The organism is Streptococcus oralis (genome assembly GCF_019929345.1).
In the GTDB taxonomy this organism is placed as follows: domain Bacteria; phylum Bacillota; class Bacilli; order Lactobacillales; family Streptococcaceae; genus Streptococcus.
Genome location: NZ_JAHZPJ010000002.1, coordinates 50739 through 75291, shown reverse-complemented (window position 1 = coordinate 75291; position 24553 = coordinate 50739). Strand labels below are relative to the sequence as shown.

Sequence of the window (24553 nt, the reverse complement as noted above, 5' to 3'; positions counted from 1 at the left end):
CCCCAGACACTTTCATTCTATCACTTTTAAAAAACTTTGTCACGAATATTCTATTCGGTTATCGATGTAAACGTTTTAGCGATTTCCAAAGACTGAAATGAAGGACAAATTATGGTATAATATATCTAATTACTAATAGTGAAATGAGGCATTTATGAATGCAGGATAGAAATTTAGTGAATGTCAATCTGACAAAGGAGATGAAGACTAGCTTTATCGACTACGCCATGAGTGTTATCGTAGCGCGTGCTCTTCCTGATGTTCGAGATGGCTTAAAACCAGTTCACCGTCGTATTCTTTACGGAATGAATGAATTGGGGGTCACTCCAGATAAACCCCATAAAAAATCAGCCCGTATCACAGGGGATGTTATGGGTAAATACCACCCACACGGAGATTCCTCTATTTATGAAGCTATGGTCCGCATGGCCCAGTGGTGGAGTTACCGTTACATGCTCGTTGATGGGCATGGAAACTTTGGTTCCATGGATGGGGACGGTGCTGCCGCGCAACGTTACACTGAGGCACGTATGAGCAAGATTGCTCTTGAAATGCTTCGTGATATCAATAAAAATACAGTTGATTTTGTAGACAACTACGATGCCAATGAACGTGAACCCTTGGTTTTGCCAGCTCGTTTTCCAAACCTTTTGGTCAACGGGGCAACTGGGATTGCCGTAGGGATGGCTACCAACATTCCTCCTCACAACCTTGGTGAAACCATTGATGCCGTGAAGCTGGTCATGGACAATCCAGATGTGACTACTAAGGACTTGATGGAAGTCTTGCCTGGTCCAGACTTTCCAACTGGTGCCCTTGTTATGGGGAAATCAGGTATTCATAAGGCCTACGAAACTGGTAAAGGTTCGATTGTTCTTCGTTCTCGTACTGAAATCGAAGAAACTAAGACTGGCCGTGAACGAATCGTTGTAACGGAATTTCCATACATGGTTAATAAAACCAAGGTGCATGAGCATATTGTTCGCTTGGTTCAGGAAAAACGGATTGAGGGCATTACTGCAGTCCGTGATGAATCCAACCGTGAAGGGGTTCGTTTCGTTATCGAAGTCAAACGCGATGCCTCCGCAAATGTTATCCTTAACAATCTCTTCAAGATGACCCAGATGCAAACCAACTTTGGTTTCAATATGCTGGCGATTCAGAATGGCGTACCGAAAATCTTGTCTCTTCGTCAAATTTTGGATGCTTATATCGAGCACCAAAAGGAAGTGGTTGTTCGTCGTACCCGTTTTGACAAGGAAAAAGCAGAAGCGCGTGCGCACATCTTAGAAGGTCTTTTAATTGCACTTGACCATATAGACGAGGTAATCCGTATCATCCGTGCTAGTGAAACGGATGCCGAAGCACAAGCTGAGTTGATGAGCAAGTTTAAACTTTCAGAGCGTCAAAGTCAGGCTATCCTTGATATGCGTCTTCGTCGTTTGACAGGATTGGAACGTGATAAGATTCAGTCTGAGTATGATGAATTGATTGCCTTGATTGCAGATTTGGCCGATATTCTTGCCAAACCTGAGCGTGTGGCCCAAATCATCAAAGAGGAGCTGGACGAAGTCAAACGCAAGTTTGGTGACAAGCGCCGTACTGAGTTGATGGTCGGAGAAGTCTTAACTCTTGAAGATGAAGATTTGATTGAGGAGACGGATGTCTTGATTACCCTTTCTAACAAGGGCTACATTAAACGTCTGGACCAAGGTGAGTTCACTGCCCAAAAACGTGGTGGCCGTGGAGTCCAAGGTACTGGTGTTAAGGATGATGACTTTGTGCGTGAGTTGGTTTCAACCAGCACTCATGATCACCTGCTCTTCTTTACTAATAAAGGACGTGTCTATCGCCTTAAAGGCTATGAAATTCCTGAATATGGGCGTACAGCTAAGGGCTTGCCAGTTGTCAATCTTTTGAAGTTGGACGAAGGGGAGAGCATTCAGACCATCATCAACGTTGAGTCTGAACGTAGTGATGACGCCTATCTCTTCTTTACAACTCGTCACGGTATCGTGAAGAGAACCAGCGTCAAGGAATTTGCTAACATTCGTCAGAATGGACTTAAGGCCTTGAATCTCAAGGATGAGGATGAGTTGATCAATGTCTTGCTGACAGAAGAAGATACAGATATTATCATTGGTACCAAGTTTGGTTATGCTGTTCGCTTTAATCAGTCAGCTGTTCGTGGAATGAGCCGTATCGCGACAGGTGTCCGAGGAGTCAATCTTCGTGAAGGTGATACAGTAGTTGGCGCAAGTGTTATTACTGACCAGGATGTGGTTCTTATCATCACTGAAAAAGGTTATGGTAAACGTACTCTTGCTACTGAATATCCAACTAAAGGCCGTGGTGGTAAAGGGATGAAGACAGCCAATGTTGCTGAGAAAAATGGTCCTCTTGCAGGCCTCCTCACTGTTAAAGGTGATGAAGACCTGATGATTATCACGGATACAGGGGTCATAATTCGAACAAATGTTGCCAATATTTCACAAACAGGACGCTCAACTATGGGAGTTAAGGTGATGCGTCTAGATCAGGATGCTAAGATTGTGACCTTTACAACAGTTGCTGCAGCAGAAAAAGAAGAAGTTGGGACTGAAATTGAAACAGAGAGTGAAGTATAATGTCTGAAAAAGATAATAAAAAGAAAAAAAAGAAACGCAGAAACCTGCTGACCAATATCCTAGCAGTCTTTCTCATCCTCTTGTCTTTGGTCTTGATTTTTAATTCAAAGATCCGAAACATGTTTATGGTTTGGAATACCAATAAATATCAAGTCAGTCAGGTGACTAAGGAAAAGATTGAAGAGAATAAAGAGGCAGAAGGAAATTTCGATTTTGATTCTGTCAAATCAATCTCATCAGAAGCGGTGTTAGCTGCCCAGTGGGATGCTCAACAACTTCCAGTCATAGGAGGGATTGCCATTCCTGAAGTAGAGATCAACCTGCCTATTTTTAAAGGTTTAGATAATGTAAACTTGTTCTACGGGGCAGGGACCATGAAAGCAAATCAGAAAATGGGGGAAGGCAACTATTCACTAGCCAGCCACCATATCTTTACTGCTGAAAATGCAAGCCAAATGCTCTTTTCACCTTTAGTCAATGCCAAAGCGGGGATGAAAATTTATCTGACTGATAAAGATAAAGTATACACCTATGAGATTCGTGAGGTGAAGCACGTGACGCCTGATCGCGTAGACGAAATTGAAGACCGTGATGGTATCAAAGAAATCACATTGGTAACCTGTGTCGACTATGATGCGACAGAGCGAATTATTGTTAAAGGTGATTTTAAAGAAGTTAAAGCATATTCAGAAACATCTGATGATGTCCTTAGTGCCTTTAATAAACCATATAAACAGCGTTATTAACAAATAAAAGAACCAGTGAAGAAGAAAATCGCTGGTTTTTGTGTGAACAAAGAGAACTAAAAAAACTTTTAAAGAAAAATATGAAAAGTATTACAAGTGAAATTTTTTGAACAAAATTTTCATATTTCACGGGAAACGCTTTCTTGAAATCAAGAATTATGTTATAATATTCACAAATAAAAGTTTTAGGAGTTTTTTATGGTCTCTTCAGAATTTATCTCAAAGATTGAATTTGCTTGTAAGAAGAAAGAAAGTCTTTATAGCCAAAGCAAGTTTAAGTATGCGATTCGTTCCATGTTTGCAGGTGCCTTTCTAACATTTAGTACGGCTGCGGGTGCAGTTGGGGCTGACTTGATTAATAAGATCGCACCAGGCAGTGGTCGCTTCCTCTTCCCATTCGTTTTTGCTTGGGGATTGGCCTACATTGTTTTCTTGAATGCTGAGCTAGTAACTTCAAATATGATGTTTTTGACAGCTGGTAGTTTCTTGAAAAAAATCTCATGGAGAAAAACAGCTGAGATTTTACTTTACTGTACCTTGTTCAATCTCATAGGAGCTTTGATAGCAGGTTGGGGCTTTGCCCACTCAGCAGCCTATGCAAATCTGACACATGATAGCTTCATTTCAGGGGTTGTTGAGATGAAATTAGGTCGTTCAAATGAGTTAGTCTTACTTGAAGGTATTTTAGCCAATATCTTTGTAAACATTGCCATTCTCTCCTTTGTTTTGGTGAAAGACGGTGGGGCCAAACTTTGGCTTGTTTTGTCAGCTATTTACATGTTTGTATTCTTAACAAACGAACACATTGCAGCCAACTTTGCTTCTTTTGCGATTGTTAAGTTCAGTGTTGCAGCTGATTCCATCGCAAACTTTGACATACCTAATATCCTTCGTCACTGGGGTGTAACCTTTATCGGGAACTTCATTGGAGGTGGCCTCTTGATGGGATTACCATATGCCTTTCTCAATAAGAACGAAGATACTTATGTTGATTAAAGAAATGAGCACGAGTCAATCGTGCTTTTTTGTTTGAGGTGTAAGACTAGTCATAGTCGTTCCTTATATCAAAATATAAAAAAACGGTATTGGAAAAGACTAGCCTAAGATGATACAATATCCGTAATGAAGCTATTTGGAGGTCGTCTTATGACTCGTGATTTTAAATTTGAAACTCTACAATTACATGCTGGGCAGGTGGTTGATCCAGCTACCAAGTCTCGTGCAGTGCCGATTTATCAGACAACATCCTTTGTATTTGATGACACGCAGGAAGGGGCGGATCTTTTTGCCTTGAGAAAACCAGGGAATATCTATACCCGTATTACCAATCCTACAACAGCTGCCTTTGAAGAAAGAATCGCTGCTCTTGAAGGTGGTGTTGGGGCTCTTGCGACAGCATCTGGTATGGCTGCCGTAACCTACACTATTTTGGCTCTTGCTCACGCAGGTGACCACGTAGTAGCAGCTTCAACCATTTACGGTGGAACCTTCAATCTCTTGAAAGAAACCCTTCCTCGTTATGGAATCACAACAACATTTGTGGATGTGGATAACTTGGAGGAAGTGGAAGCAGCTATCAATGACAATACCAAGCTTGTCTTGATTGAAACCTTGGGCAACCCCTTGATTAACATTCCTGACTTGGAAAAATTGGCCGAAATTGCTCATAAACACCAAATTCCTCTCGTTTCGGACAATACTTTTGCCACACCGTATTTGATTAACGTCTTCTCTCACGGTGTAGATATTGCCATTCACTCAGCAACTAAGTTTATCGGTGGTCATGGTACGACTATTGGTGGTGTTATCGTGGATAGTGGTCGTTTTGACTGGGAAGCTTCAGGAAAATTCCCTCAATTTGTAGAGGAAGATCCTAGCTACCACAACTTGAGCTATACTCGCGATGTTGGGGCAGCAGCCTTTATCATCGCTGTTCGAGTTCAATTGCTTCGTGATACTGGTGCAGCCTTGTCACCATTTAATGCTTTCCTATTACTCCAAGGACTCGAAACGCTTTCGCTTCGTGTAGAACGCCATATTCAAAATACAGAGAAAATCGTTGATTTCCTTGTTAACCATCCTAAGGTAGAAAAAGTCAACTATCCAAAACTAGCTGACAGTCCTTACCGTGCTTTGGCTGAGAAATACTTGCCAAAAGGTGTAGGTTCAATCTTTACCTTCCATGTCAAAGGTGGAGAAGCAGAAGCCCGCAAGGTGATTGATAATTTGGAAATCTTCTCTGACCTTGCAAACGTTGCAGATGCTAAGTCCCTTGTGGTCCATCCAGCCACAACCACTCACGGTCAGTTGTCAGAAAAAGATCTAGAAGCAGCAGGTGTCACACCAAACCAAATCCGCTTGTCTATCGGTCTTGAAAATGTAGAGGATTTGATTGAAGATTTGCGCTTGGCCTTGGAAAAAATTTAAAGTAACTGATATAAACAGTGGGTTTCGACTCGCTGTTTTTGATTTTCCCTCAAGCATGATATAATGGTTACAGAAGTCTAGAAAGAGGAAAGTTATGAACGAAATCAAATGTCCCAACTGTGGGGAAGTCTTTACAGTAAATGAGAGCCAGTATGCTGAACTTTTGTCCCAAGTGAGAACGACAGAGTTTGATAAGGAACTACACGATCGCATGAAGCAGGAGCTTGCCCTAGCTGAGCAAAAGGCTATGAATGAGCAACAGTCAAAACTAGCTCAAAAAGACCAAGAAATTGCCCAATTACAGAGTCAAATCCAAAACTTTGATACAGAGAAAGAATTGGCAAAGAAAGAGGTTGAACAGACAAGTCATGAGGCTTTACTGGCTAAGGATAAGGAAGTACAGACCTTGGAAAACCAACTGGCTACCTTACGTTTGGAGCATGAAAATCAACTGCAAAAGACCCTCTCTGACCTAGAAAAAGAGCGCGATCAGGTCAAAAATCAGCTCCTCTTGCAAGAAAAGGAAAATGAGTTATCTCTAGCTTCCCTCAAGCAAAATTATGAAGCCCAGCTCAAGGCAGCTAGTGAGCAGGTCGAATTTTACAAGAATTTCAAGGCTCAACAATCTACCAAGGCAATCGGGGAAAGTTTGGAACAGTATGCAGAGAGTGAGTTTAACAAGGTTCGTAGTTTTGCCTTTCCAAATGCTTACTTTGAGAAGGATAACAAGGTCTCTGCGCGTGGGTCTAAAGGCGACTTTATCTTCCGTGAATGTGATGAAAATGGAGTGGAAATCATTTCCATCATGTTTGAGATGAAAAATGAAGCCGACGGAACAGAGAAGAAACATAAGAATGCGGATTTTTATAAAGAATTGGACAAGGACCGTCGTGAAAAGAACTGTGAGTATGCAGTTTTGGTGACCATGCTTGAGGCCGATAACGACTACTTTAATACAGGGATTGTTGATGTTAGCCACGAGTATGAAAAGATGTATGTGGTTCGTCCCCAGTTCTTTATCCAGTTAATTGGTCTCTTAAGAAATGCTGCGCTTAATTCTTTGAAATATAAGCAAGAGTTGGCACTTGTCCGTGAACAAAACATTGATATCACTCACTTTGAGGAAGATTTGGATGCCTTTAAACTAGCCTTTGCCAAGAACTACAATTCAGCTTCAACTAACTTTGGTAAAGCCATCGATGAAATCGACAAGGCCATCAAACGGATGGAAGAGGTCAAAAAATTCCTAACAACATCAGAAAACCAACTCCGTCTTGCAAACAATAAATTGGAAGATGTTTCGGTTAAAAAATTGACTCGTAAAAATCCAACCATGAAAGCGAAGTTTGATGCCTTGAAGGGGGAATAGAAAGCAAAAATGAACGGTATTATCAACTTAAAAAAAGAAGCGGGAATGACCTCGCATGATGCGGTTTTTAAACTGCGTAAGATTTTGGGGACTAAGAAGATTGGTCATGGTGGGACCTTGGATCCGGATGTAGTGGGTGTTTTGCCCATTGCAGTTGGCAAGGCGACCCGCATGGTTGAGTTTATGCAGGATGAGGGCAAGGTCTACGAGGGAGAAATCACTCTGGGTTATTCAACAACGACCGAGGATGCTAGTGGGGAAGTGGTCGCAGAGACACCCGTTTTGTCGCCCTTAGATGAAAAGCTTGTCGATGAAGCAATTACTAGCCTGACTGGGCCTATTACTCAGATTCCTCCCATGTATTCGGCTGTCAAGGTCAATGGTCGCAAGCTCTATGAGTATGCACGTGCTGGTCAGGAAGTGGAGCGTCCAGAACGTCAGATAACTATTTATAGCTTTGAACGGACAAGTCCGATTTCTTATGAGGGCGAACTTGCACGTTTCACCTTTCGTGTAAAATGCAGTAAGGGAACTTATATTCGTACCTTGTCTGTTGACTTGGGAGAGAAGTTGGGTTATGCGGCTCACATGTCCCATTTGACACGGACTAGTGCAGCCGGTTTACAATTGGAAGACGCTCTTACCTTGGAAGAAATTGCTGAAAGAGTAGAGTCTGGCCAATTGGATTTTCTCCATCCTCTAGAGATTGGAACAGGGGACCTTGTCAAAGTTTTCCTAACTCCAGAACAGGCTACGGAAGTTCGCTTTGGTCGTTTTATCGAGCTAGATCAGTCGGATAAGGAATTGGCTGCCTTTGAAGAAGAAAAATTGCTTGCCATTCTAGAAAAACGGGGTAATCTTTATAAGCCAAGGAAGGTTTTTGGATAGTCTGGCTAGGTGCAAGTATTAGAATTGTTACCCATAATCAATCCAAAACTAGACTATAAATTTTTCAAAAAATGTGATAGAATAGACGACGGATAAAAAAACGGAGGATAGCATGCAAAATAGACCAATCATTATCGGGGTTACAGGTGGTTCTGGTGGAGGAAAAACCAGTGTTTCAAGAGCCATTTTATCGCATTTTCCTGATGAGAAGATTTCCATGATTGAGCATGATTCATACTACAAGGATCAGTCTCATTTGACCTTTGAAGAGCGTGTCAAAACCAACTATGACCATCCTTTTGCCTTTGATACAGACTTGATGATCGAGCAGATTAAGGAGTTATTGGCGGGTCGTCCAGTGGATATTCCGACTTATGACTATACAGAGCATACACGGAGTAGCATGACCTATCGTCAAGAACCTCAAGATGTCTTTATCGTTGAGGGGATTTTGGTCTTGGAGGACAAGCGTCTGCGTGATTTGATGGATATCAAGATTTTTGTGGATACGGATGATGATGTGCGCATTATTCGTCGTATCAAGCGTGATATGGAAGAGCGTGGCCGTAGTCTTGACAGCGTTATTGACCAGTATTTAGGTGTGGTTAAACCCATGTACCACCAGTTTATCGAGCCAACTAAGCGTTATGCTGATATCGTCATTCCTGAGGGAGTCAGCAATACAGTTGCTATCGACCTTTTGACGACCAAGATTGCAAAGATTTTGGAAGAAGCTCGAAACAGCAAATAATCAGATGTGGAGGCCTTGCCTCCTTTTTCTATTTTTCACTCATAATGGTACATAAATGGAGATTTTTAGGCATATTTTTGGTATAATAATACCCATGAAAGAGCAAGAAAATGAATAGTAGGTGGAGATGGAAAAGTATTTATCGGTAACAACTTTGACCAAGTATCTGAAAATGAAATTCGATAAAGACCCATACTTGGAACGGGTCTATTTAACTGGTCAAGTTTCCAACTTTCGTAAACGACCTACTCACCAATATTTCTCCCTGAAGGATGACCATGCAGTTATTCAAGCGACCATCTGGTCTGGGATCTATCAGAAACTAGGTTTTGACCTCGAAGAAGGGATGAAAATCAATGTGATTGGGCGAGTTCAGGTTTATGAACCGAGCGGTAGCTACTCTATCATCATTGAAAAGGCTGAGCCTGATGGGGTTGGGGCGCTTGCGATTCAGTTTGAACAACTCAAGAAAAAATTGACAGAAAAAGGTCTGTTTCAAGAACGCTTCAAGCAACCTCTGCCCCAATTTTCTAAGCGTATCGGCGTAGTAACAAGTCGTAGTGGAGCTGTTATTCGAGATATTATCACGACTGTCAGCAGGCGCTTTCCTGGTGTTGATATCCTTCTCTATCCGACTAAGGTGCAAGGTGATGGATCGGCGGAGGAAATTGCTCGAAATATCGCGCGTGCGAATCAACGTGACGATTTGGATTTACTGATTATTGGTCGTGGTGGTGGTTCCATCGAGGATCTCTGGGCCTTTAACGAAGAAATTGTGGTACGAGCTATTTTTGAATCTCGTTTGCCAATCATTTCTAGTGTGGGGCATGAGACAGATGTGACCTTGGCGGATTTTGTGGCAGATAGACGGGCTGCGACACCGACTGCTGCTGCTGAACTAGCAACACCTGTGACCAAGTTGGATCTATTAGCTCATTTGCAAAATCAGGAAAAACGGATGGCGACAGCAGTCCGAAATGTCCTATCAAGGAAAAAAGAGGCTTTGAAAAAATGCAGTCAGTCTGTTATCTTTAGACAGCCAGAGCGCTTGTATGATGGTTATTTGCAACGGTTGGATCAACTGCAACTGCGTTTAAAACAAAGTTTGCGAACACGGATTTCCGATAACAAACAGCTAGTCCAAGCAAGGACGCATCAACTGGTACAATTATCACCTGTTACCAAAATCCAACGCTATCAAGATCGTCTAGGTCAGTTGGACAAGCTCCTACGTAGCCAAATGGCGCTTGTTTATGATGCCAAGGTTGCTGAGGTGAAGAGACTTTCAGAAGCTTTGTTGATGTTGGATACCAGTCGAATCGTGGCGCGTGGCTATGCGATTGTCAAAAAAGAAGATTCTGTTGTGGATTCAGTTGAGATGTTGAAGAAAAAAGACCAAGTGACGCTTTTGATGCGAGATGGTCAAGTAGAATTAGAGGTTAAAGATGTCAAAACAAAAGAAATTTGAGGAAAATCTAGCAGAACTGGAAACCATTGTCCAAAGTTTGGAAAATGGTGAAATTGCTTTGGAAGATGCGATTGCGGCCTTTCAAAAGGGCATGGTCTTGTCAAAAGAGCTCCAAGCGACACTGGACAAGGCTGAAAAGACCTTGGTTAAGGTCATGCAAGAAGACGGAACAGAAAGTGATTTTGAATGAAGAAGCAAGAAAAATTAGCTCTTGTCGAGTCGACCTTGGAAGATTTTTATGGAGACCAGCAGTTTGCTTCTAGTCTACGAGAGTCCGTTCTCTATTCCATTCATGCTGGGGGCAAGCGTATTCGGCCTTTTCTCTTGTTAGAGGTTCTGGAAGCCTTGCAAGTCGCTATTAAACCAGCACACGCGCAGGTGGCTGCGGCCTTGGAAATGATTCATACAGGGAGCTTGATTCACGATGACCTTCCTGCCATGGATGATGACGATTACCGTCGAGGGCGTTTAACCAATCATAAGAAATTTGGTGAAGCAATGGCTATTTTGGCTGGAGATGCTTTATTCCTAGATCCATATGCCTTGATAGCGCAGACAGATTTGCCAAGTCAAATCAAGGTGGATTTGATTGCCAACTTATCCCTTTCTTCAGGAAGTCTAGGCATGGTAGCAGGTCAGGTTTTAGATATGGAAGGCGAACACCAGCATTTGTCCTTGGAAGAACTTCAGACCATTCATGCCAATAAGACTGGAAAATTACTAGCCTATCCCTTCCAAGCAGCTGCTATCATAGCTGAATTAGCGCCTGAAATCCAAACAAAATTGAAAACTGTAGGTGAATTGATTGGGCTGGCTTTTCAAGTAAGAGATGATGTACTGGATGTGACAGCTAGTTTTGAGGAAATCGGCAAGACACCACAAAAGGATTTACAGGCAGAAAAGTCAACCTATCCTGCCTTGTTGGGCTTGGAAGAGGCCATTGCCTTTTGTAACCAAACTTTGGATCAAGCCGAGGCTAAATTAGAAGAAATCGCCCAGCAAGTCAGCTTTGAAACAGCGCCGATTGTGAAAATAGTAGAAAGTTTGAGAATCAATGGCTAAGGAAAGAGTGGACGTACTAGCTTATAAACAGGGTTTGTTTGAAACGCGTGAACAAGCCAAGCGTGGTGTCATGGCTGGTCTAGTCGTAGCAGTCCTGAATGGAGAACGCTTTGACAAACCAGGAGAGAAAATTCCAGATGACACCGAGTTAAAACTCAAAGGTGAAAAACTCAAGTATGTCAGTCGAGGTGGTCTAAAACTGGAAAAGGCTTTGCATGTCTTTGATTTATCAGTGGATGGCGCAACCACGATTGATATTGGGGCTTCCACTGGAGGATTTACTGACGTCATGTTGCAAAATGGTGCTGAGTTAGTCTTTGCAGTTGATGTCGGCACCAATCAGTTGGCTTGGAAATTGCGCCAAGACCCACGGGTTGTCAGCATGGAGCAGTTCAATTTCCGCTATGCTGAAAAGACTGATTTTGAGCAGGAACCGAGCTTTGCCAGTATTGATGTGAGTTTTATTTCCCTCAGTTTGATTCTGCCAGCCTTACACCGAGTCTTGGCTGATCAAGGGCAGGTTGTGGCTCTGGTTAAGCCCCAGTTTGAAGCAGGTCGTGAGCAGATTGGAAAGAATGGAATCATTCGCGATGCCAAGGTTCATCAACATGTCCTTGAATCTGTCACTGCTATGGCAGTTGAACAAGGTTTTTCAGTGTTTGGATTAGACTATTCACCAATCCAAGGTGGACATGGAAATATTGAGTTTTTAGTTTATTTGAAAAAGGAAGAGGGAGCAAGTAATCAAGTTGCCCCAGAAATAGAAAAAATTGTAGAGAGGGCGCATAGTCAATTTAAAAATGAATAAAAAAGAGAGACTTGAAAAAATTAGACGATTTGTGACAGATTATCAAATCGGTACGCAAGAAGAAATCGTAGAACATTTGAAAGAAGCAGGCATCAGTGCCACTCAGGCAACGGTATCACGAGATATCAAAGAACTAGGTATTGTCAAAATTCCTTTGAGAGACAACACCTATGTCTATGAATTGCCAAAATCAATCGTCAAAAGTTTGCAGTTGGCTGAGGACAATATTGTGAGTTCTGAGTTAATGGGAAATATGATCAACCTTTCTGTCATTCCTGGAAATACTATTTTTGTGAAGAGTCAGTTGGTTGAAGCATTTACTGAACAGATTTTTAGCTGTCTAGCTGATGATGATTCTATCTTAATTGTAGCTAGAACAGCAGAGGCAGCTGAAGAAATTGTTGAACAAGTCAAAAAATGGTAGGTCAGTATGTTACTTGAAATTTCGATAAAAAACTTTGCCATTATTGAGGCGATTTCCCTCAATTTTGAAAAGGGTATGACTGTTTTGACCGGGGAAACGGGTGCTGGAAAGTCTATCATTATCGACGCTATGAATCTCATGTTGGGGGCTCGTGCAACGACAGACGTTATTCGTCACGGTGCGCCAAAGGCAGAGATTGAGGGACTTTTCTCAGTTGAAAATAGTCGCCTTTTACAGGAACTTTTTGAAGAGCAAGGTTTAGAATTGGGTGATGAGATTATCATCCGCCGTGAAATTTTGCAAAACGGTCGTAGTGTTAGTCGCGTAAATGGTCAGATGGTCAATCTTTCTGTTCTGCGTGCTATTGGGCAACACCTTGTGGATATCCATGGTCAGCATGACCAAGAGGAGTTAATGCGTCCTCAACTGCACATTCAGATGTTGGATGAGTTTGGTGATACTACTTTCTTGGACTTGAAGGAGACCTATCAGACTAGCTTTGATGCCTATCGTAAAATGCGCAAGCAGGTTCTGGAAGTCAAGAAAAACCAGCAGGAACATAAGGCACGTATCGAAATGTTGGAATTTCAAATGGCAGAGATTGAGGCTGCAAACTTGCAGGCTGGTGAAGACTTGACTCTCAACCAAGAACGAGATAAACTCCTCAATCATAAGAATATTGCTGATACGCTAACCAATGCCTACACTATGTTGGACAATGAGGAATTCTCCAGTCTTGCTAATGTCCGTTCAGCCATGAATGACATGGAAAGTGTCGAAGAATATGACCCTGAATACCGTGAAATTTCAAGTTCTCTGTCTGAGACCTACTATGTTTTAGAAGATATTACAAAGCGTTTGGAAGATATTATTGAGGGCTTGGATTTTGATGGCAATCGCCTCATGCAGGTTGAGAATCGCCTAGATCTTCTGAATACTATTACCCGTAAATACGGTGGGACTGTGGACGATGTCCTGCTTTACTTCGCTAAGATTACGGATGAGTACAATCTCTTGACAGGTAATAATCTTTCTTCCGAAGACATGGAAGCAGAGCTCAAGAAATTGGAAATTAATCTTGTTGATCTGGCAGGGCAGCTTGCATCTGCTCGCCATGATTTGGCCCAGCAGCTTGAGGCAGAGATTAAACAAGAACTTCAGGACCTCTATATGGAGAAGGCACAATTCCAGGTTCGCTTTAGTAAGAGTAAATTCAGCCGTGAAGGAAATGAAGCAGTTGAGTTTTACATTTCCACCAATCCTGGTGAAGACTTTAAACCTTTGGTCAAAGTTGCGTCTGGTGGGGAATTATCCCGTCTCATGTTGGCTATCAAGTCTGCTTTTTCTCGCAAAGAAGGCAAGACCAGTATTGTCTTTGATGAGGTGGATACGGGAGTTTCAGGTCGTGTGGCCCAAGCCATCGCACAGAAGATTCATAAGATTGGCCAGCATGGTCAGGTTCTTGCTATTTCTCACCTTCCACAAGTGATTGCCATCGCGGATTATCAATTCTTTATTGAGAAGATTAGCGATGAGCACTCAACGGTGTCGACGGTTCGCCTCTTGACTTTAGAAGAGCGAGTAGAGGAAGTAGCTAAGATGTTGGCTGGGGAAAATGTAACCCAAGCGGCCCTTACCCAAGCCAGAGAATTATTACAAACGAGGGAGAAATAAATGACAGACTATTATGTAATTGGAGATGTTCACGGAAAGGCAGGTATGCTAGAAGATCTGCTCAAAACCTGGGATGGTCAAACTCAGCTGCTCTTTCTAGGGGATTTGATTGACCGTGGTGAGGATAGTCGCCGTGTTCTAGAAATGGTCAAAGACTTGGTCGACAATCATGGAGCGATCTGTCTATCAGGAAACCACGAGTATATGTTTCTGACTTGGCTCGATGACCCAGAAGAAAGCTATGACCATTATCGTCGCAATGGTGGTGATACAACTATTAACTCTATCCTAGGTCGTCCCTTAGATGCACCTGTGGATGCAGTTGAAGACGCTAAACATGTTGAGACGGAAGCAGCAGATTTAGTCGAATTTATCCGTCAGATGCCTTTTTTCGTTGAGACAGACAAGTATATCTTTGTGCATGCTGGTATTGATTTGACCTTGGATGATTGGCATGAAACCACTGATTACAAGAAAGTCTGGCTCAGAAAACCATTCCACGAAGCTGAAAATAATACCGGGAAAACCATTGTCTTTGGGCATACACCAGTTTATGGTTTGCTCAAGCAAGACCGAGGTACTGCTGAGCTTTGGATAACAGAGGATGGCAAGATTGGCATGGATGGAGGAGCTGTCTATGGTGGTGTCCTTCATGGAATCGTCTTTACAGACCAAGGAATGACAGAACACCACTTTATCGAAAATGATGGTTTTATTGCCGAAGATTAGTACTCCTAGCAGGGTATGGTCTTGTCAAAATGTTAAAAACAATTTATAATTAATAGATACCCTGAAAGGAAGAGCATCATGGACTTAGAAGAATTAAAGAAACGACAGGAGAAAATCCGCAACTTCTCTATTATCGCCCATATTGACCACGGAAAGTCGACGCTGGCAGACCGCATTTTGGAAAAGACGGAGACCGTTTCTAGTCGTGAAATGCAAGCCCAGCTTCTCGATAGTATGGATCTTGAGCGTGAACGTGGGATTACCATTAAACTTAATGCCATTGAGCTCAATTACACTGCGAAAGACGGAGAAACTTATATTTTCCACTTGATTGATACGCCAGGGCACGTGGACTTTACCTATGAAGTGTCGCGTTCGCTCGCTGCCTGTGAGGGGGCGATTTTGGTGGTCGATGCAGCCCAAGGGATTGAGGCGCAAACTCTTGCCAACGTTTATCTAGCCTTGGATAATGATTTAGAAATTCTACCAGTCATTAACAAGATTGACCTACCAGCAGCTGATCCTGAGCGTGTGCGTATAGAGATTGAGGATGTCATTGGACTAGATGCCAGCGAAGCGGTCTTGGCTTCAGCCAAAGCTGGTATTGGTATTGAAGAAATTCTTGAGCAAATCGTAGAGAAAGTTCCCGCACCAACAGGAGATGTAACGGCACCACTCAAGGCCTTGATTTTCGACTCAGTTTATGATGCCTATCGTGGGGTTATCCTCCAAGTGCGTGTCATGGACGGAGTGGTCAAACCTGGCGATAAGATTCAGCTTATGAGCAATGGAAAGACCTTTGATGTGACTGAGGTTGGTATTTTCACGCCAAAAGCAGTTGGGCGCGATTTTCTAGCGACTGGTGACGTTGGTTATATTGCGGCTTCCATCAAGACGGTTCAAGACACTCGTGTGGGTGATACAGTGACCCTAGCAAGCAATCCTGCAGCAGAACCACTAGACGGCTACAAGCAAATGAACCCTATGGTCTTTGCAGGTCTTTACCCAATCGAGTCAAACAAGTACAATGACCTTCGTGAAGCCCTTGAAAAATTGCAGCTAAACGATGCCAGCTTGCAGTTTGAACCTGAAACATCTCAGGCACTCGGTTTTGGTTTCCGTTGTGGATTCCTTGGACTTCTCCATATGGATGTTATCCAAGAGCGTTTAGAGCGCGAGTTCAACATTGACCTCATCATGACAGCTCCGTCTGTTATTTACAAGGTTAACCAAACTGACGGTGAGTCTATGGATGTGTCTAACCCCTCTGAATTTCCAGATCCGACTAAGATCGCGACCATTGAAGAACCTTATGTCAAGGCGCAAATCATGGTACCACAGGAGTTTGTTGGTGCAGTAATGGAATTGGCTCAGCGCAAACGTGGGGACTTTGTAACCATGGACTATATTGATGATAATCGTGTCAATGTCATCTATCAAATTCCACTTGCTGAAATCGTCTTTGACTTCTTTGATAAGCTTAAGTCTTCGACGCGTGGTTATGCAAGCTTTGACTACGAATTGTCAGAGTACCGCCCATCTAAACTGGTCAAAATGGATATCCTTCTCAATGGAGACAAGGTGGATGCCCTCAGCTTTATCGTTCACAAGGATTTTGCCTACGAACGTGGAAAACTCATCGTTGATAAGCTCAAGAAAATCATTCCTCGTCAGCAGTTTGAGGTACCTATTCAGGCAGCCATTGGACACAAGATTGTAGCTCGTACTGATATCAAGGCCCTTCGTAAGAACGTACTTGCCAAGTGTTACGGAGGTGACGTTTCTCGTAAACGCAAACTCCTTGAAAAACAAAAAGCTGGTAAGAAGCGTATGAAAGCTATCGGATCAGTAGAAGTTCCCCAAGAAGCCTTCCTCAGCGTCTTGAGCATGGATGAAGAATAGAAATAAAAAATAAAACTCTTGAAGATTTTTCAAGAGTTTTTGCTTTAAATGTGAGCTATTAAATCGTAAACTAACAGAATCGATTAGGTTAGAATTTGACAGAAGTCCTTATTTTTCTTATAATGCAGATGGAAAGGTGGTAGGATGAAAAAATTATTAATTTTAGGTACTGTAGTTACTGTTAGTGCTTTTTTAGCTTCATGTTCCAATAAATCGCAAACAGCAACCGAAGAAAGTTCGTCTGCAGTTGTTAGTTCTTCTAGTAGTCAGGAAACGAGTAGCTCTAGCTCTGCCGTTTCTGAAGCGAAAAAGGGAGAGACGCAAATCATCGGATCGAATGAGTATGGCTTTGTCAAGGTACCCAAATCATGGGTTCGATTCCATGAAGTAGAAGGTGGAAATGATATACAGTATTGCGATGGAACAGATATCAACATTGTTACGCTGAATACCTTCAAGGCTGAGCAGTTCAATATCAGCGAAGAAGAATATGCTAAACTGGATGTTGTGACTGTCTCATCTAGTATTTTAATTTCCAAAGAACAAAGCTCTGATTTCAGTAAGGTTTGGGGCTCCAAATCGACCATTGGAGGTTATGAAGCCTATGTTGTCAATGCAATTACTAAGTCAGGGAAATACCTCGTTACTTGGGTTTTCCGATCAAATGATGGTAAAATCCGCTATGTTTCACTTGAAGGAGATGGGGAAACTTTAAAAACAATCTTACCAATGGTTGAAAGTAGCTGGTCAACTACTAAATCTGAATAAATGAAAAAAAGAAGATCAACTGGTCTTCTTTTTGCTATTTTTACGAATAGATAGATGAGTAGCAAAAGAAATGGAGTTGTATATGAAGATCACAAACTATGAGATTTACAAATTGAGAAAAGCTGGCCTGACCAATCAACAGATTCTAACTGTCCTTGAATATGACGAGAGTGTTGATCAGGAGCTCTTGCTAGGTGATATTGCAGAAATTTCAGGATGTCGTAATCCTGCTGTCTTTATGGAACGTTATTTCCAGATAGATGATGCACAGTTGGAGAAGGAGTTTCAGAAATTTCCATCCTTCTCGATTCTTGATGACTGTTATCCTTGGGATCTGAGTGAGATTTATGATGCTCCAGCGCTCTTGTTTTATAAAGGAAATCTAGACCTGTTGAAGTTTCCAAAGGTTGCTGTTGTAGGGAGTCGTTCATGTTCTAGTCAGGGAGCAAAGTCGGTTCAGAAAGTCATTCAAGGTTTGGAAAACGAGTTAATCGTGGTCAGTGGTTTAGCCAAAGGGATTGATACGGCTGCCCATATGGCTGCACTCCATAATGGTGGAAAAACGATTGCAGTGATTGGAACAGGTTTGGATGTGTTTTATCCTAAAGCCAATAAACGTTTGCAAGACTACATTGGCAATGACCATCTGGTTCTCAGTGAATATGGACCTGGCGAGCAACCTCTGAAATTTCACTTTCCAGCTCGAAATCGTATCATTGCAGGACTTTGTCGTGGGGTTATTGTAGCAGAGGCAAGAATGCGTTCTGGTAGTCTTATTACTTGTGAGCGAGCTATGGAGGAAGGTCGTGATGTCTTTGCCATTCCGGGAAACATTTTAGACGGCCATTCAGATGGCTGTCACCATCTGATCCAAGAGGGAGCAAAGCTGATTAGCAGTGGCCAAGATGTGTTGGCTGAGTTTGAATTTTAAGGAGAAATTTGTTCACACAGATAAACTTTTCTTCTATATATAGGAGTTAAGTCTTGACAGCTATAGAAAAATGGTTTACACTTTATAAAGTTTATTACTTTGAAAAGGTGTGATAGTGTGGCTACGGCAACAAAAAAGAAAAAATCAACAGTTAAAAAAAATCTAGTCATCGTGGAGTCGCCTGCTAAAGCGAAAACGATTGAGAAATATCTAGGCCGAAATTACAAGGTTTTAGCTAGTGTCGGGCATATCCGTGATTTGAAAAAATCCAGTATGTCAGTCGACATTGAAAATAACTATGAACCGCAGTATATCAATATTAGAGGAAAAGGTCCTCTCATCAATGATCTGAAAAAAGAAGCTAAAAAGGCCAATAAAGTTTTTCTTGCGAGTGACCCGGACCGTGAAGGAGAAGCGATTTCCTGGCACTTGGCTCACATTCTCAACTTGGACGAGAATGATGCCAACCGTGTAGTCTTTAATGAAATCACCAAAGACGCGGTAAAAAATGCCTTTAAAGAACCGCGCAAGATTGACATGGACTTGGTCGACGCCCAACAAGCTCGTCGAGTCTTAGACCGCTTGGTAGGTTATTCGATTTCGCCTATTTTGTGGAAAAAGGTCAAGAAGGGCTTATCAGCAGGACGCGTGCAGTCGGTTGCCCTTAAGCTCATCATTGACCGTGAAAATGAAATCAATGCCTTCCAACCGGAAGAATACTGGACAATTGATGGTGTCTTTAAGAAGGGAACCAAGCAATTTCAGGCTTCATTCTATGGTATGAATGGCAAAAAGATGAAATTGACCACCAATGAAGAAGTCAAAGAAGTCTTGTCCCATTTGACTAGTAAAGATTTTACAGTAGACCAAGTAGATAAGAAAGAACGCAAACGCAATGCGCCCCTACCTTATACGACTTCAACCATGCAGATGGATGCTGCTAACAAAATCAATTTCCGTACTCGAAAGACTATGATGGTGGCTCAACAGCTCTATGAAGGGATCAATATCGGATCAGGTGTGCAAGGTTTTATTACCTATATGCGTACAGACTCGACTCGTATCAGTCCTGTGGCTCAGAATGAAGCGGCAAGCTACATTAACGACCGTTTTGGTAGCAAGTATTCCAAGCATGGTAGCAAGGTCAAGAATGCCTCAGGTGCTCAAGATGCCCACGAAGCCATTCGTCCATCAAGTGTCTTTAACACACCTGAAAGCATCGCTAAGTACTTGGACAAAGACCAGCTCAAACTTTATACCCTTATCTGGAACCGTTTTGTGGCTAGCCAGATGACAGGCGCTATCTTTGATACCATGGCTGTTAAGCTCTCTCAAAATGGCGTTCAGTTTGCGGCAAATGGAAGTCAAGTTAAGTTTGATGGGTATCTTGCTATTTACAATGACTCTGACAAGAACAAGATGTTGCCAGATATGGCAGTAGGAGATGTAGTCAAGCAGGTGAATAGCAAGCCAGAACAACATTTCACCCAACCACCTGCTCGCTATTCGGAAGCGACTCTTATCAAGACCTTGGAAGAAAATGGAGTTGGACGTCCGTCAACCTACGCTCCGACCATTGAAACCATCCAAAAACGTTACTACGTTCGTCTGGCTGCTAAACGTTTTGAACCGACAGAACTGGGAGAAATTGTCAATAAGCTCATCGTTGAATATTTCCCAGATATCGTAAACGTGACCTTCACAGCTGAGATGGAAGGAAAACTGGATGATGTCGAGGTTGGTAAAGAGCAGTGGCAACGTGTCATTGATGAATTTTATAAACCATTCTCTAAAGAGGTAGCCAAGGCTGAATCCGAAATGGAAAAAATCCAGATCAAGGATGAGCCAGCTGGATTTGATTGTGAAGTTTGTGGCAGTCCGATGGTCATTAAGCTCGGTCGTTTTGGTAAATTCTATGCTTGTAGTAATTTCCCAGACTGCCGTCACACACAAGCAATTGTCAAAGAGATTGGAGTCGAGTGTCCAAGCTGTCATCAAGGACAAATCATCGAACGCAAAACCAAGCGCAATCGTATCTTCTATGGTTGCAATCGTTACCCAGAATGTGAATTTACTTCCTGGGACAAACCAATTGGCCGTGACTGTCCAAAATGCGGACACTTCCTAGTGGAGAAAAAAGTCCGTGGTGGTGGCAAGCAGGTTGTATGTAGTAATGGCGACTACGAAGAGGAAAAAATTAAATAAAATGCAGAGTCCTGAAAATGAATTTCAGGCTCTTTTTTGTTGATGCTTGACAAATTTCCCCCTTGTATGCGAAACTAGAGGAAGAGTAATTTATCTAGGAGAAATCATGCGTATCATTTATCTCAGTATTGGCTTTATTTCACTGGCTTTAGCTGTTATTGGAGTTGTCTTACCACTTTTACCAACAACACCCTTTCTTTTGTTAGCTATCGCTTGCTTTTCAAAATCTTCTAAGCGTTTTGAAGACTGGCTTTATCATACAAAGCTTTATCAGACCTATGTAGCTGATTTTCGAGAAACCAAGTCAATCGCGCGTGAACGAAAGAAAAAAATCATCGTATCTATCTATATCTTGATGGGGATTTCTATTTATTTTGCCCCTCTTTTACCAGTCAAAATCGGTCTGGGAGCCCTGACTATCTTTATCACCTACTATCTCTTTAAAGTCATTCCTGACAAAGAATAGATAAAAATAGTAGTTATTTGCCTTGATAAAAATGAAAGCATATTTAAAACAATATGATATAATAAATTTAAAGAAAACATCAAGGAGAATCAAATGATTTACGAATTTTGTGCTGAAAATGTGACCCTGCTTGAAAAAGCGATGCAGGCTGGAGCTCGTCGAATCGAACTCTGTGACAATCTAGCAGTTGGTGGAACAACACCAAGCTATGGAGTGACCAAGGCAGCGGTTGAACTGACAGCTAACTACGATACGACCATTATGACGATGATTCGTCCACGTGGTGGCGATTTTGTCTATAATGATATGGAAATTGCTATTATGCTAGAAGATATTCGGATGACTGCTCAGGCTAGAAGTCAGGGGGTTGTATTTGGTGCTTTAACTGCTGATAAGAAGTTGGATAAGCCTAATCTTGAGAAGCTGATTGCCGCATCTAAAGGAATGGAAATTGTCTTTCACATGGCCTTTGATGAATTGAGTGATAAAGACCAGTTGGAAGCCATTGACTGGCTCAGCCAAGCCGGTGTCACTCGTATCTTAACTCGTGCTGGTGTGTCTGGTGATTCGCTAGAAAAACGTTTTGCCCACTATCATAGAATTTTGGAACATGCTGCTAGTAAAATTGAAATTCTACCAGGTGGGGGGATTGACTTGGACAACCGTCAAACCTTTATCGACCAACTTGGTGTGACACAGCTTCACGGTACCAAGGTTGTCTTTTAAAAAAATAGAAAGGAACTGCTAGCTTTTGGTAGCAGTTTTCACTTATGTTTGAAATTTTTAAATCCTATCAGTTTAATCGAGAAAAGGCACGTGTCTATGGTTTTGTAGAAAATGAGGAAGTCTGGACCCACAGTTTCCAAATTTTGGATGGAGACTTTGCCATGACTGTGTCCATCACGACGGATAATGTAAGCTTTCAAGTTTTTGATCAAGAGACGGGTGACCTCTATCCTCAAGTCCATATGGAAAGTATGAGGGGAAGTTTTGTCGGAAGTGTCCGTGAGGCTTGTTTGGAGATTCTTTACCAGATTCGCAAGGCCTGCTTTGATGTACAGGATTTTATCTGCCCTCAGACTAAGCGTATCATGGCTCAAGTTCAGAAAAAATATGGTAATCAATTGGAGTATCTTTGGGAGAAATCGCCTGATACTGCTGTATTGCGCCATGAAGGCAATCAAAAGTGGTATGCTGTTATGATGAGAATTCCATGGAATAAGCTGGAAAAGGGCAGAGAAGGGCTAGTCGAAGCAGTTAATATCAAACACGATCAAGTGGCTGACTTGCTTTCACAAAAGGGCATTTATCCAGCCTTTCATATGAACAAACGCTACTGGCTTAGTCTGGCACTTGATGATAGTTTGCAAGATGAAGAAGTGATAGAACTCATCGAAAGAAGTTGGAACTTGACTGTGAAAAAATAAAGAAATTCGCTTGAGTTTTCAAATACTTTCAATTAGCAAAATATTCTTTACTGAAGAAATTTTCAGAAAATAATGGATTTTTTCTTGACAAGTGTTTTTAGCTATGCTAAAATACTAAACAAGATATCAAACGAAGGAGAAAGTCAAACATGAAAACAGCTAAGTTTAATCAATTTGCTTTGTTGTTGAGGTACTCGGGCTAGTGCAAAAGCATTAGTCCTGTTTGGCTTACCAAGCGGGAGTAAATCAACATCTCGCTTGGGCTTCTGAGCGAGATGTTTTTTTAAAACCACATTTGGAAAAGGGGAAATCTTATGCGTAAAGTTGAATTTTTTGATACAAGCCTTCGTGATGGGGAACAAACACCTGGTGTTAACTTCTCAATAAAGGAAAAAGTTTCCATTGCAAGGCAGCTGGAGAAATGGGGAATTTCTGTAATTGAAGCTGGTTTTCCGGCTGCTAGTCCAGATTCATTTATAGCTGTTCAAGAAATTGCTAAAGCCATGAAAAAAACAGCAGTGACAGGATTAGCTCGTTCTGTAAAATCTGATATTGATGCTTGTTATGAGGCTCTTAAGGATGCCAAGTATCCACAGATTCATGTCTTTATCGCTACCAGTCCGATTCACCGCAAGTATAAGCTCAATAAAAGCAAGGAAGAGATTTTAGAAGCTATCAAGGAACATGTTTCTTATGCTCGTTCTAAGTTTGAAATCGTCGAATTCTCTCCTGAAGATGCGACTAGAACAGAGTTGGATTTCCTCTTGCAAGTCGTTCAAACAGCGGTTGATGCAGGTGCATCTTATATCAATATCCCTGACACTGTTGGCTTTACGACTCCAGAAGAGTTTGCACGTATCTTTGATTACTTGACTGAAAATATTAAATCAGATCATAAAGTTGTCTTTGGTGTCCACTGTCACGATGATCTCGGTATGGCAACTGCAAATACTTTGACAGCAATTAAACACGGTGCTGGACGTGTCCAGGGAACTATTAATGGTATCGGTGAACGCGCAGGTAATGTTGCTCTTGAAGAAGTAGCTGTTGCTTTGAAGATTCGTGAGGATTTCTTCCAAGCAACTAGTGATATTGTTTTGGATGAAACAATGAATACGTCTGAAATGGTTTCTCGCTTCTCGGGTATTCCAGTTCCTAAAAACAAGGCTGTCGTTGGTGGTAATGCCTTTTCTCACGAGTCTGGTATTCACCAAGATGGAGTTCTTAAGAATCCTCTCACTTATGAGATCATCACACCTGAATTGGTCGGTGTTAAGAGTAATAGCCTTCCGCTTGGAAAATTGTCTGGACGTCATGCTTTTGTTGAGAAACTAAGAGAATTAGCCCTAGATTTTACAGAAGAGGATATCAAACCACTCTTTGCTAAGTTCAAGGCACTAGCGGACAAGAAACAAGAAATTACAGATGCAGATATTCGAGCTCTGGTAGCTGGAACCATGGTTGAAAATCCAGAAGGCTTCCACTTTGATGATTTGCAACTTCAAACCCATGCAGACAATGAAATTGAAGCGCTCGTTAGCCTAGCCAATATGGATGGTGAGAAAGTCGAATTCAATGCGACAGGGCAAGGTTCCGTTGAAGCGATCTTTAACGCTATCGATAAGTTCTTTAACCAATCTGTCCGCTTGGTGTCCTATACCATTGATGCTGTGACAGATGGAATTGATGCTCAAGCTCGTGTCCTGGTTACTGTTGAAAACAGAGATACAGAAACGATCTTTAACGCAGCAGGTCTCGATTTCGATGTATTGAAGGCTTCGGCTATTGCTTATATCAATGCTAATACCTTTGTTCAAAAAGAGAATGCAGGTGAGATGGGGCATAGCGTTTCCTACCGAGACATGCCTAGTGTGTAAAGGA

General features: G+C 42.0%; 22 protein-coding genes. All 22 read left to right on the top strand.

Features of this window, described 5'->3' with window-relative positions:
* Window positions 1-158: 158 nt before the first annotated feature.
* The 22 genes from gyrA to K1I97_RS02380 all read left to right on the top strand — a co-directional run bounded on the left by gyrA (window position 159) and on the right by K1I97_RS02380 (window position 24549).
* Complete coding sequence (gene gyrA, locus K1I97_RS02485; protein WP_223331448.1) at window positions 159-2627, top strand: DNA gyrase subunit A; 2469 nt, start codon at window positions 159-161, stop codon at window positions 2625-2627.
* A complete protein-coding gene (locus K1I97_RS02480) occupies window positions 2627-3373 on the top strand; it encodes a class A sortase (protein WP_084972356.1) in 747 nt (248 codons plus the stop codon). The genes gyrA and K1I97_RS02480 overlap by 1 nt, the downstream gene beginning before the upstream one ends.
* Before the next feature lie 198 nt (window positions 3374-3571).
* Complete coding sequence (locus tag K1I97_RS02475) at window positions 3572-4369, top strand: formate/nitrite transporter family protein (RefSeq protein WP_000254786.1); 798 nt, start codon at window positions 3572-3574, stop codon at window positions 4367-4369.
* Between the two features lie 150 nt (window positions 4370-4519).
* Window positions 4520-5800: an O-acetylhomoserine aminocarboxypropyltransferase/cysteine synthase family protein gene (locus K1I97_RS02470; RefSeq protein WP_223331536.1), complete on the top strand. Its 1281-nt coding sequence runs from the start codon at window positions 4520-4522 to the stop codon at window positions 5798-5800.
* 94 nt (window positions 5801-5894) lie between these two features.
* A complete protein-coding gene (locus tag K1I97_RS02465) occupies window positions 5895-7169 on the top strand; it encodes a DUF2130 domain-containing protein (RefSeq protein ID WP_223331447.1) in 1275 nt (424 codons plus the stop codon).
* A gap of 9 nt (window positions 7170-7178) precedes the next feature.
* Window positions 7179-8057, top strand: a complete 879-nt coding sequence (gene truB, locus K1I97_RS02460; RefSeq protein WP_223331446.1) for a tRNA pseudouridine(55) synthase TruB — start codon at window positions 7179-7181, stop codon at window positions 8055-8057.
* A 112-nt stretch (window positions 8058-8169) separates the two neighbouring features.
* Window positions 8170-8808 (top strand): uridine kinase, encoded by a 639-nt coding sequence (gene udk / locus K1I97_RS02455; RefSeq protein ID WP_223331445.1) that lies wholly within the window; start codon window positions 8170-8172, stop codon window positions 8806-8808.
* A 127-nt stretch (window positions 8809-8935) separates the two neighbouring features.
* Window positions 8936-10276 carry an exodeoxyribonuclease VII large subunit gene (gene xseA / locus K1I97_RS02450; RefSeq protein WP_223331444.1) on the top strand — a complete coding sequence of 447 codons (1341 nt, stop codon included), beginning with the start codon at window positions 8936-8938 and terminating at the stop codon, window positions 10274-10276.
* Entirely contained in the window at window positions 10254-10466 is a 213-nt protein-coding gene (locus K1I97_RS02445; RefSeq protein ID WP_000043226.1) for an exodeoxyribonuclease VII small subunit, read from the top strand. Before xseA ends, K1I97_RS02445 begins: the two co-directional genes overlap by 23 nt.
* Complete coding sequence (locus K1I97_RS02440) at window positions 10463-11338, top strand: polyprenyl synthetase family protein (protein WP_038805374.1); 876 nt, start codon at window positions 10463-10465, stop codon at window positions 11336-11338. Before K1I97_RS02445 ends, K1I97_RS02440 begins: the two co-directional genes overlap by 4 nt.
* Window positions 11331-12146 carry a TlyA family RNA methyltransferase gene (locus K1I97_RS02435; RefSeq protein ID WP_223331442.1) on the top strand — a complete coding sequence of 272 codons (816 nt, stop codon included), beginning with the start codon at window positions 11331-11333 and terminating at the stop codon, window positions 12144-12146. The genes K1I97_RS02440 and K1I97_RS02435 overlap by 8 nt, the downstream gene beginning before the upstream one ends.
* A complete protein-coding gene (locus K1I97_RS02430) occupies window positions 12139-12570 on the top strand; it encodes an arginine repressor (protein ID WP_223331440.1) in 432 nt (143 codons plus the stop codon). The genes K1I97_RS02435 and K1I97_RS02430 overlap by 8 nt, the downstream gene beginning before the upstream one ends.
* A gap of 6 nt (window positions 12571-12576) precedes the next feature.
* Complete coding sequence (gene recN / locus K1I97_RS02425) at window positions 12577-14244, top strand: DNA repair protein RecN (protein WP_223331438.1); 1668 nt, start codon at window positions 12577-12579, stop codon at window positions 14242-14244.
* Window positions 14245-14973 (top strand): metallophosphoesterase family protein, encoded by a 729-nt coding sequence (locus tag K1I97_RS02420; protein WP_223331436.1) that lies wholly within the window; start codon window positions 14245-14247, stop codon window positions 14971-14973. It begins immediately after the preceding gene.
* A gap of 78 nt (window positions 14974-15051) precedes the next feature.
* On the top strand, window positions 15052-16875 hold the full coding sequence (gene lepA, locus K1I97_RS02415; RefSeq protein ID WP_223331435.1) for a translation elongation factor 4: 1824 nt from the start codon (window positions 15052-15054) through the stop codon (window positions 16873-16875).
* A 144-nt stretch (window positions 16876-17019) separates the two neighbouring features.
* On the top strand, window positions 17020-17643 hold the full coding sequence (locus K1I97_RS02410; RefSeq protein ID WP_223331433.1) for a hypothetical protein: 624 nt from the start codon (window positions 17020-17022) through the stop codon (window positions 17641-17643).
* Between the two features lie 82 nt (window positions 17644-17725).
* Window positions 17726-18574, top strand: coding sequence for a DNA-processing protein DprA (gene dprA, locus K1I97_RS02405; RefSeq protein ID WP_223331432.1), 849 nt, complete (start codon window positions 17726-17728; stop codon window positions 18572-18574).
* Between the two features lie 117 nt (window positions 18575-18691).
* Complete coding sequence (gene topA / locus K1I97_RS02400; RefSeq protein ID WP_223331431.1) at window positions 18692-20779, top strand: type I DNA topoisomerase; 2088 nt, start codon at window positions 18692-18694, stop codon at window positions 20777-20779.
* 106 nt (window positions 20780-20885) lie between these two features.
* Entirely contained in the window at window positions 20886-21245 is a 360-nt protein-coding gene (locus K1I97_RS02395) for a YbaN family protein (protein ID WP_007516860.1), read from the top strand.
* 93 nt (window positions 21246-21338) lie between these two features.
* A complete protein-coding gene (locus K1I97_RS02390; RefSeq protein WP_223331430.1) occupies window positions 21339-21971 on the top strand; it encodes a copper homeostasis protein CutC in 633 nt (210 codons plus the stop codon).
* Window positions 21972-22015: 44 nt separating this feature from the next.
* The gene (locus K1I97_RS02385) at window positions 22016-22672 is read left to right on the top strand and encodes an MmcQ/YjbR family DNA-binding protein (protein ID WP_223331429.1); all 657 of its coding nucleotides are present in this window, start codon (window positions 22016-22018) and stop codon (window positions 22670-22672) included.
* Between the two features lie 314 nt (window positions 22673-22986).
* Window positions 22987-24549, top strand: a complete 1563-nt coding sequence (locus K1I97_RS02380; protein WP_223331428.1) for a 2-isopropylmalate synthase — start codon at window positions 22987-22989, stop codon at window positions 24547-24549.
* Window positions 24550-24553: the final 4 nt, after the last annotated feature.

What these genes read in the sequence shown, in the direction of transcription:
- K1I97_RS02395 (WP_007516860.1), top strand. Translation starts at nt 20,886, where the DNA reads ATGCGTATCATTTATCTCAGTATTGGCTTTATTTCACTGGCTTTAGCT.
- K1I97_RS02465 (WP_223331447.1), top strand. Translation starts at nt 5,895, where the DNA reads ATGAACGAAATCAAATGTCCCAACTGTGGGGAAGTCTTTACAGTAAAT.
- K1I97_RS02480 (WP_084972356.1), top strand. Translation starts at nt 2,627, where the DNA reads ATGTCTGAAAAAGATAATAAAAAGAAAAAAAAGAAACGCAGAAACCTG.
- K1I97_RS02385 (WP_223331429.1), top strand. Translation starts at nt 22,016, where the DNA reads ATGTTTGAAATTTTTAAATCCTATCAGTTTAATCGAGAAAAGGCACGT.
- dprA (WP_223331432.1), top strand. Translation starts at nt 17,726, where the DNA reads ATGAAGATCACAAACTATGAGATTTACAAATTGAGAAAAGCTGGCCTG.
- udk (WP_223331445.1), top strand. Translation starts at nt 8,170, where the DNA reads ATGCAAAATAGACCAATCATTATCGGGGTTACAGGTGGTTCTGGTGGA.
- K1I97_RS02475 (WP_000254786.1), top strand. Translation starts at nt 3,572, where the DNA reads ATGGTCTCTTCAGAATTTATCTCAAAGATTGAATTTGCTTGTAAGAAG.
- K1I97_RS02410 (WP_223331433.1), top strand. Translation starts at nt 17,020, where the DNA reads ATGAAAAAATTATTAATTTTAGGTACTGTAGTTACTGTTAGTGCTTTT.
- gyrA (WP_223331448.1), top strand. Translation starts at nt 159, where the DNA reads ATGCAGGATAGAAATTTAGTGAATGTCAATCTGACAAAGGAGATGAAG.
- K1I97_RS02470 (WP_223331536.1), top strand. Translation starts at nt 4,520, where the DNA reads ATGACTCGTGATTTTAAATTTGAAACTCTACAATTACATGCTGGGCAG.
- K1I97_RS02390 (WP_223331430.1), top strand. Translation starts at nt 21,339, where the DNA reads ATGATTTACGAATTTTGTGCTGAAAATGTGACCCTGCTTGAAAAAGCG.
- K1I97_RS02430 (WP_223331440.1), top strand. Translation starts at nt 12,139, where the DNA reads ATGAATAAAAAAGAGAGACTTGAAAAAATTAGACGATTTGTGACAGAT.
- recN (WP_223331438.1), top strand. Translation starts at nt 12,577, where the DNA reads ATGTTACTTGAAATTTCGATAAAAAACTTTGCCATTATTGAGGCGATT.
- K1I97_RS02445 (WP_000043226.1), top strand. Translation starts at nt 10,254, where the DNA reads ATGTCAAAACAAAAGAAATTTGAGGAAAATCTAGCAGAACTGGAAACC.
- lepA (WP_223331435.1), top strand. Translation starts at nt 15,052, where the DNA reads ATGGACTTAGAAGAATTAAAGAAACGACAGGAGAAAATCCGCAACTTC.
- K1I97_RS02440 (WP_038805374.1), top strand. Translation starts at nt 10,463, where the DNA reads ATGAAGAAGCAAGAAAAATTAGCTCTTGTCGAGTCGACCTTGGAAGAT.
- K1I97_RS02435 (WP_223331442.1), top strand. Translation starts at nt 11,331, where the DNA reads ATGGCTAAGGAAAGAGTGGACGTACTAGCTTATAAACAGGGTTTGTTT.
- xseA (WP_223331444.1), top strand. Translation starts at nt 8,936, where the DNA reads ATGGAAAAGTATTTATCGGTAACAACTTTGACCAAGTATCTGAAAATG.
- truB (WP_223331446.1), top strand. Translation starts at nt 7,179, where the DNA reads ATGAACGGTATTATCAACTTAAAAAAAGAAGCGGGAATGACCTCGCAT.
- K1I97_RS02380 (WP_223331428.1), top strand. Translation starts at nt 22,987, where the DNA reads ATGCGTAAAGTTGAATTTTTTGATACAAGCCTTCGTGATGGGGAACAA.
- K1I97_RS02420 (WP_223331436.1), top strand. Translation starts at nt 14,245, where the DNA reads ATGACAGACTATTATGTAATTGGAGATGTTCACGGAAAGGCAGGTATG.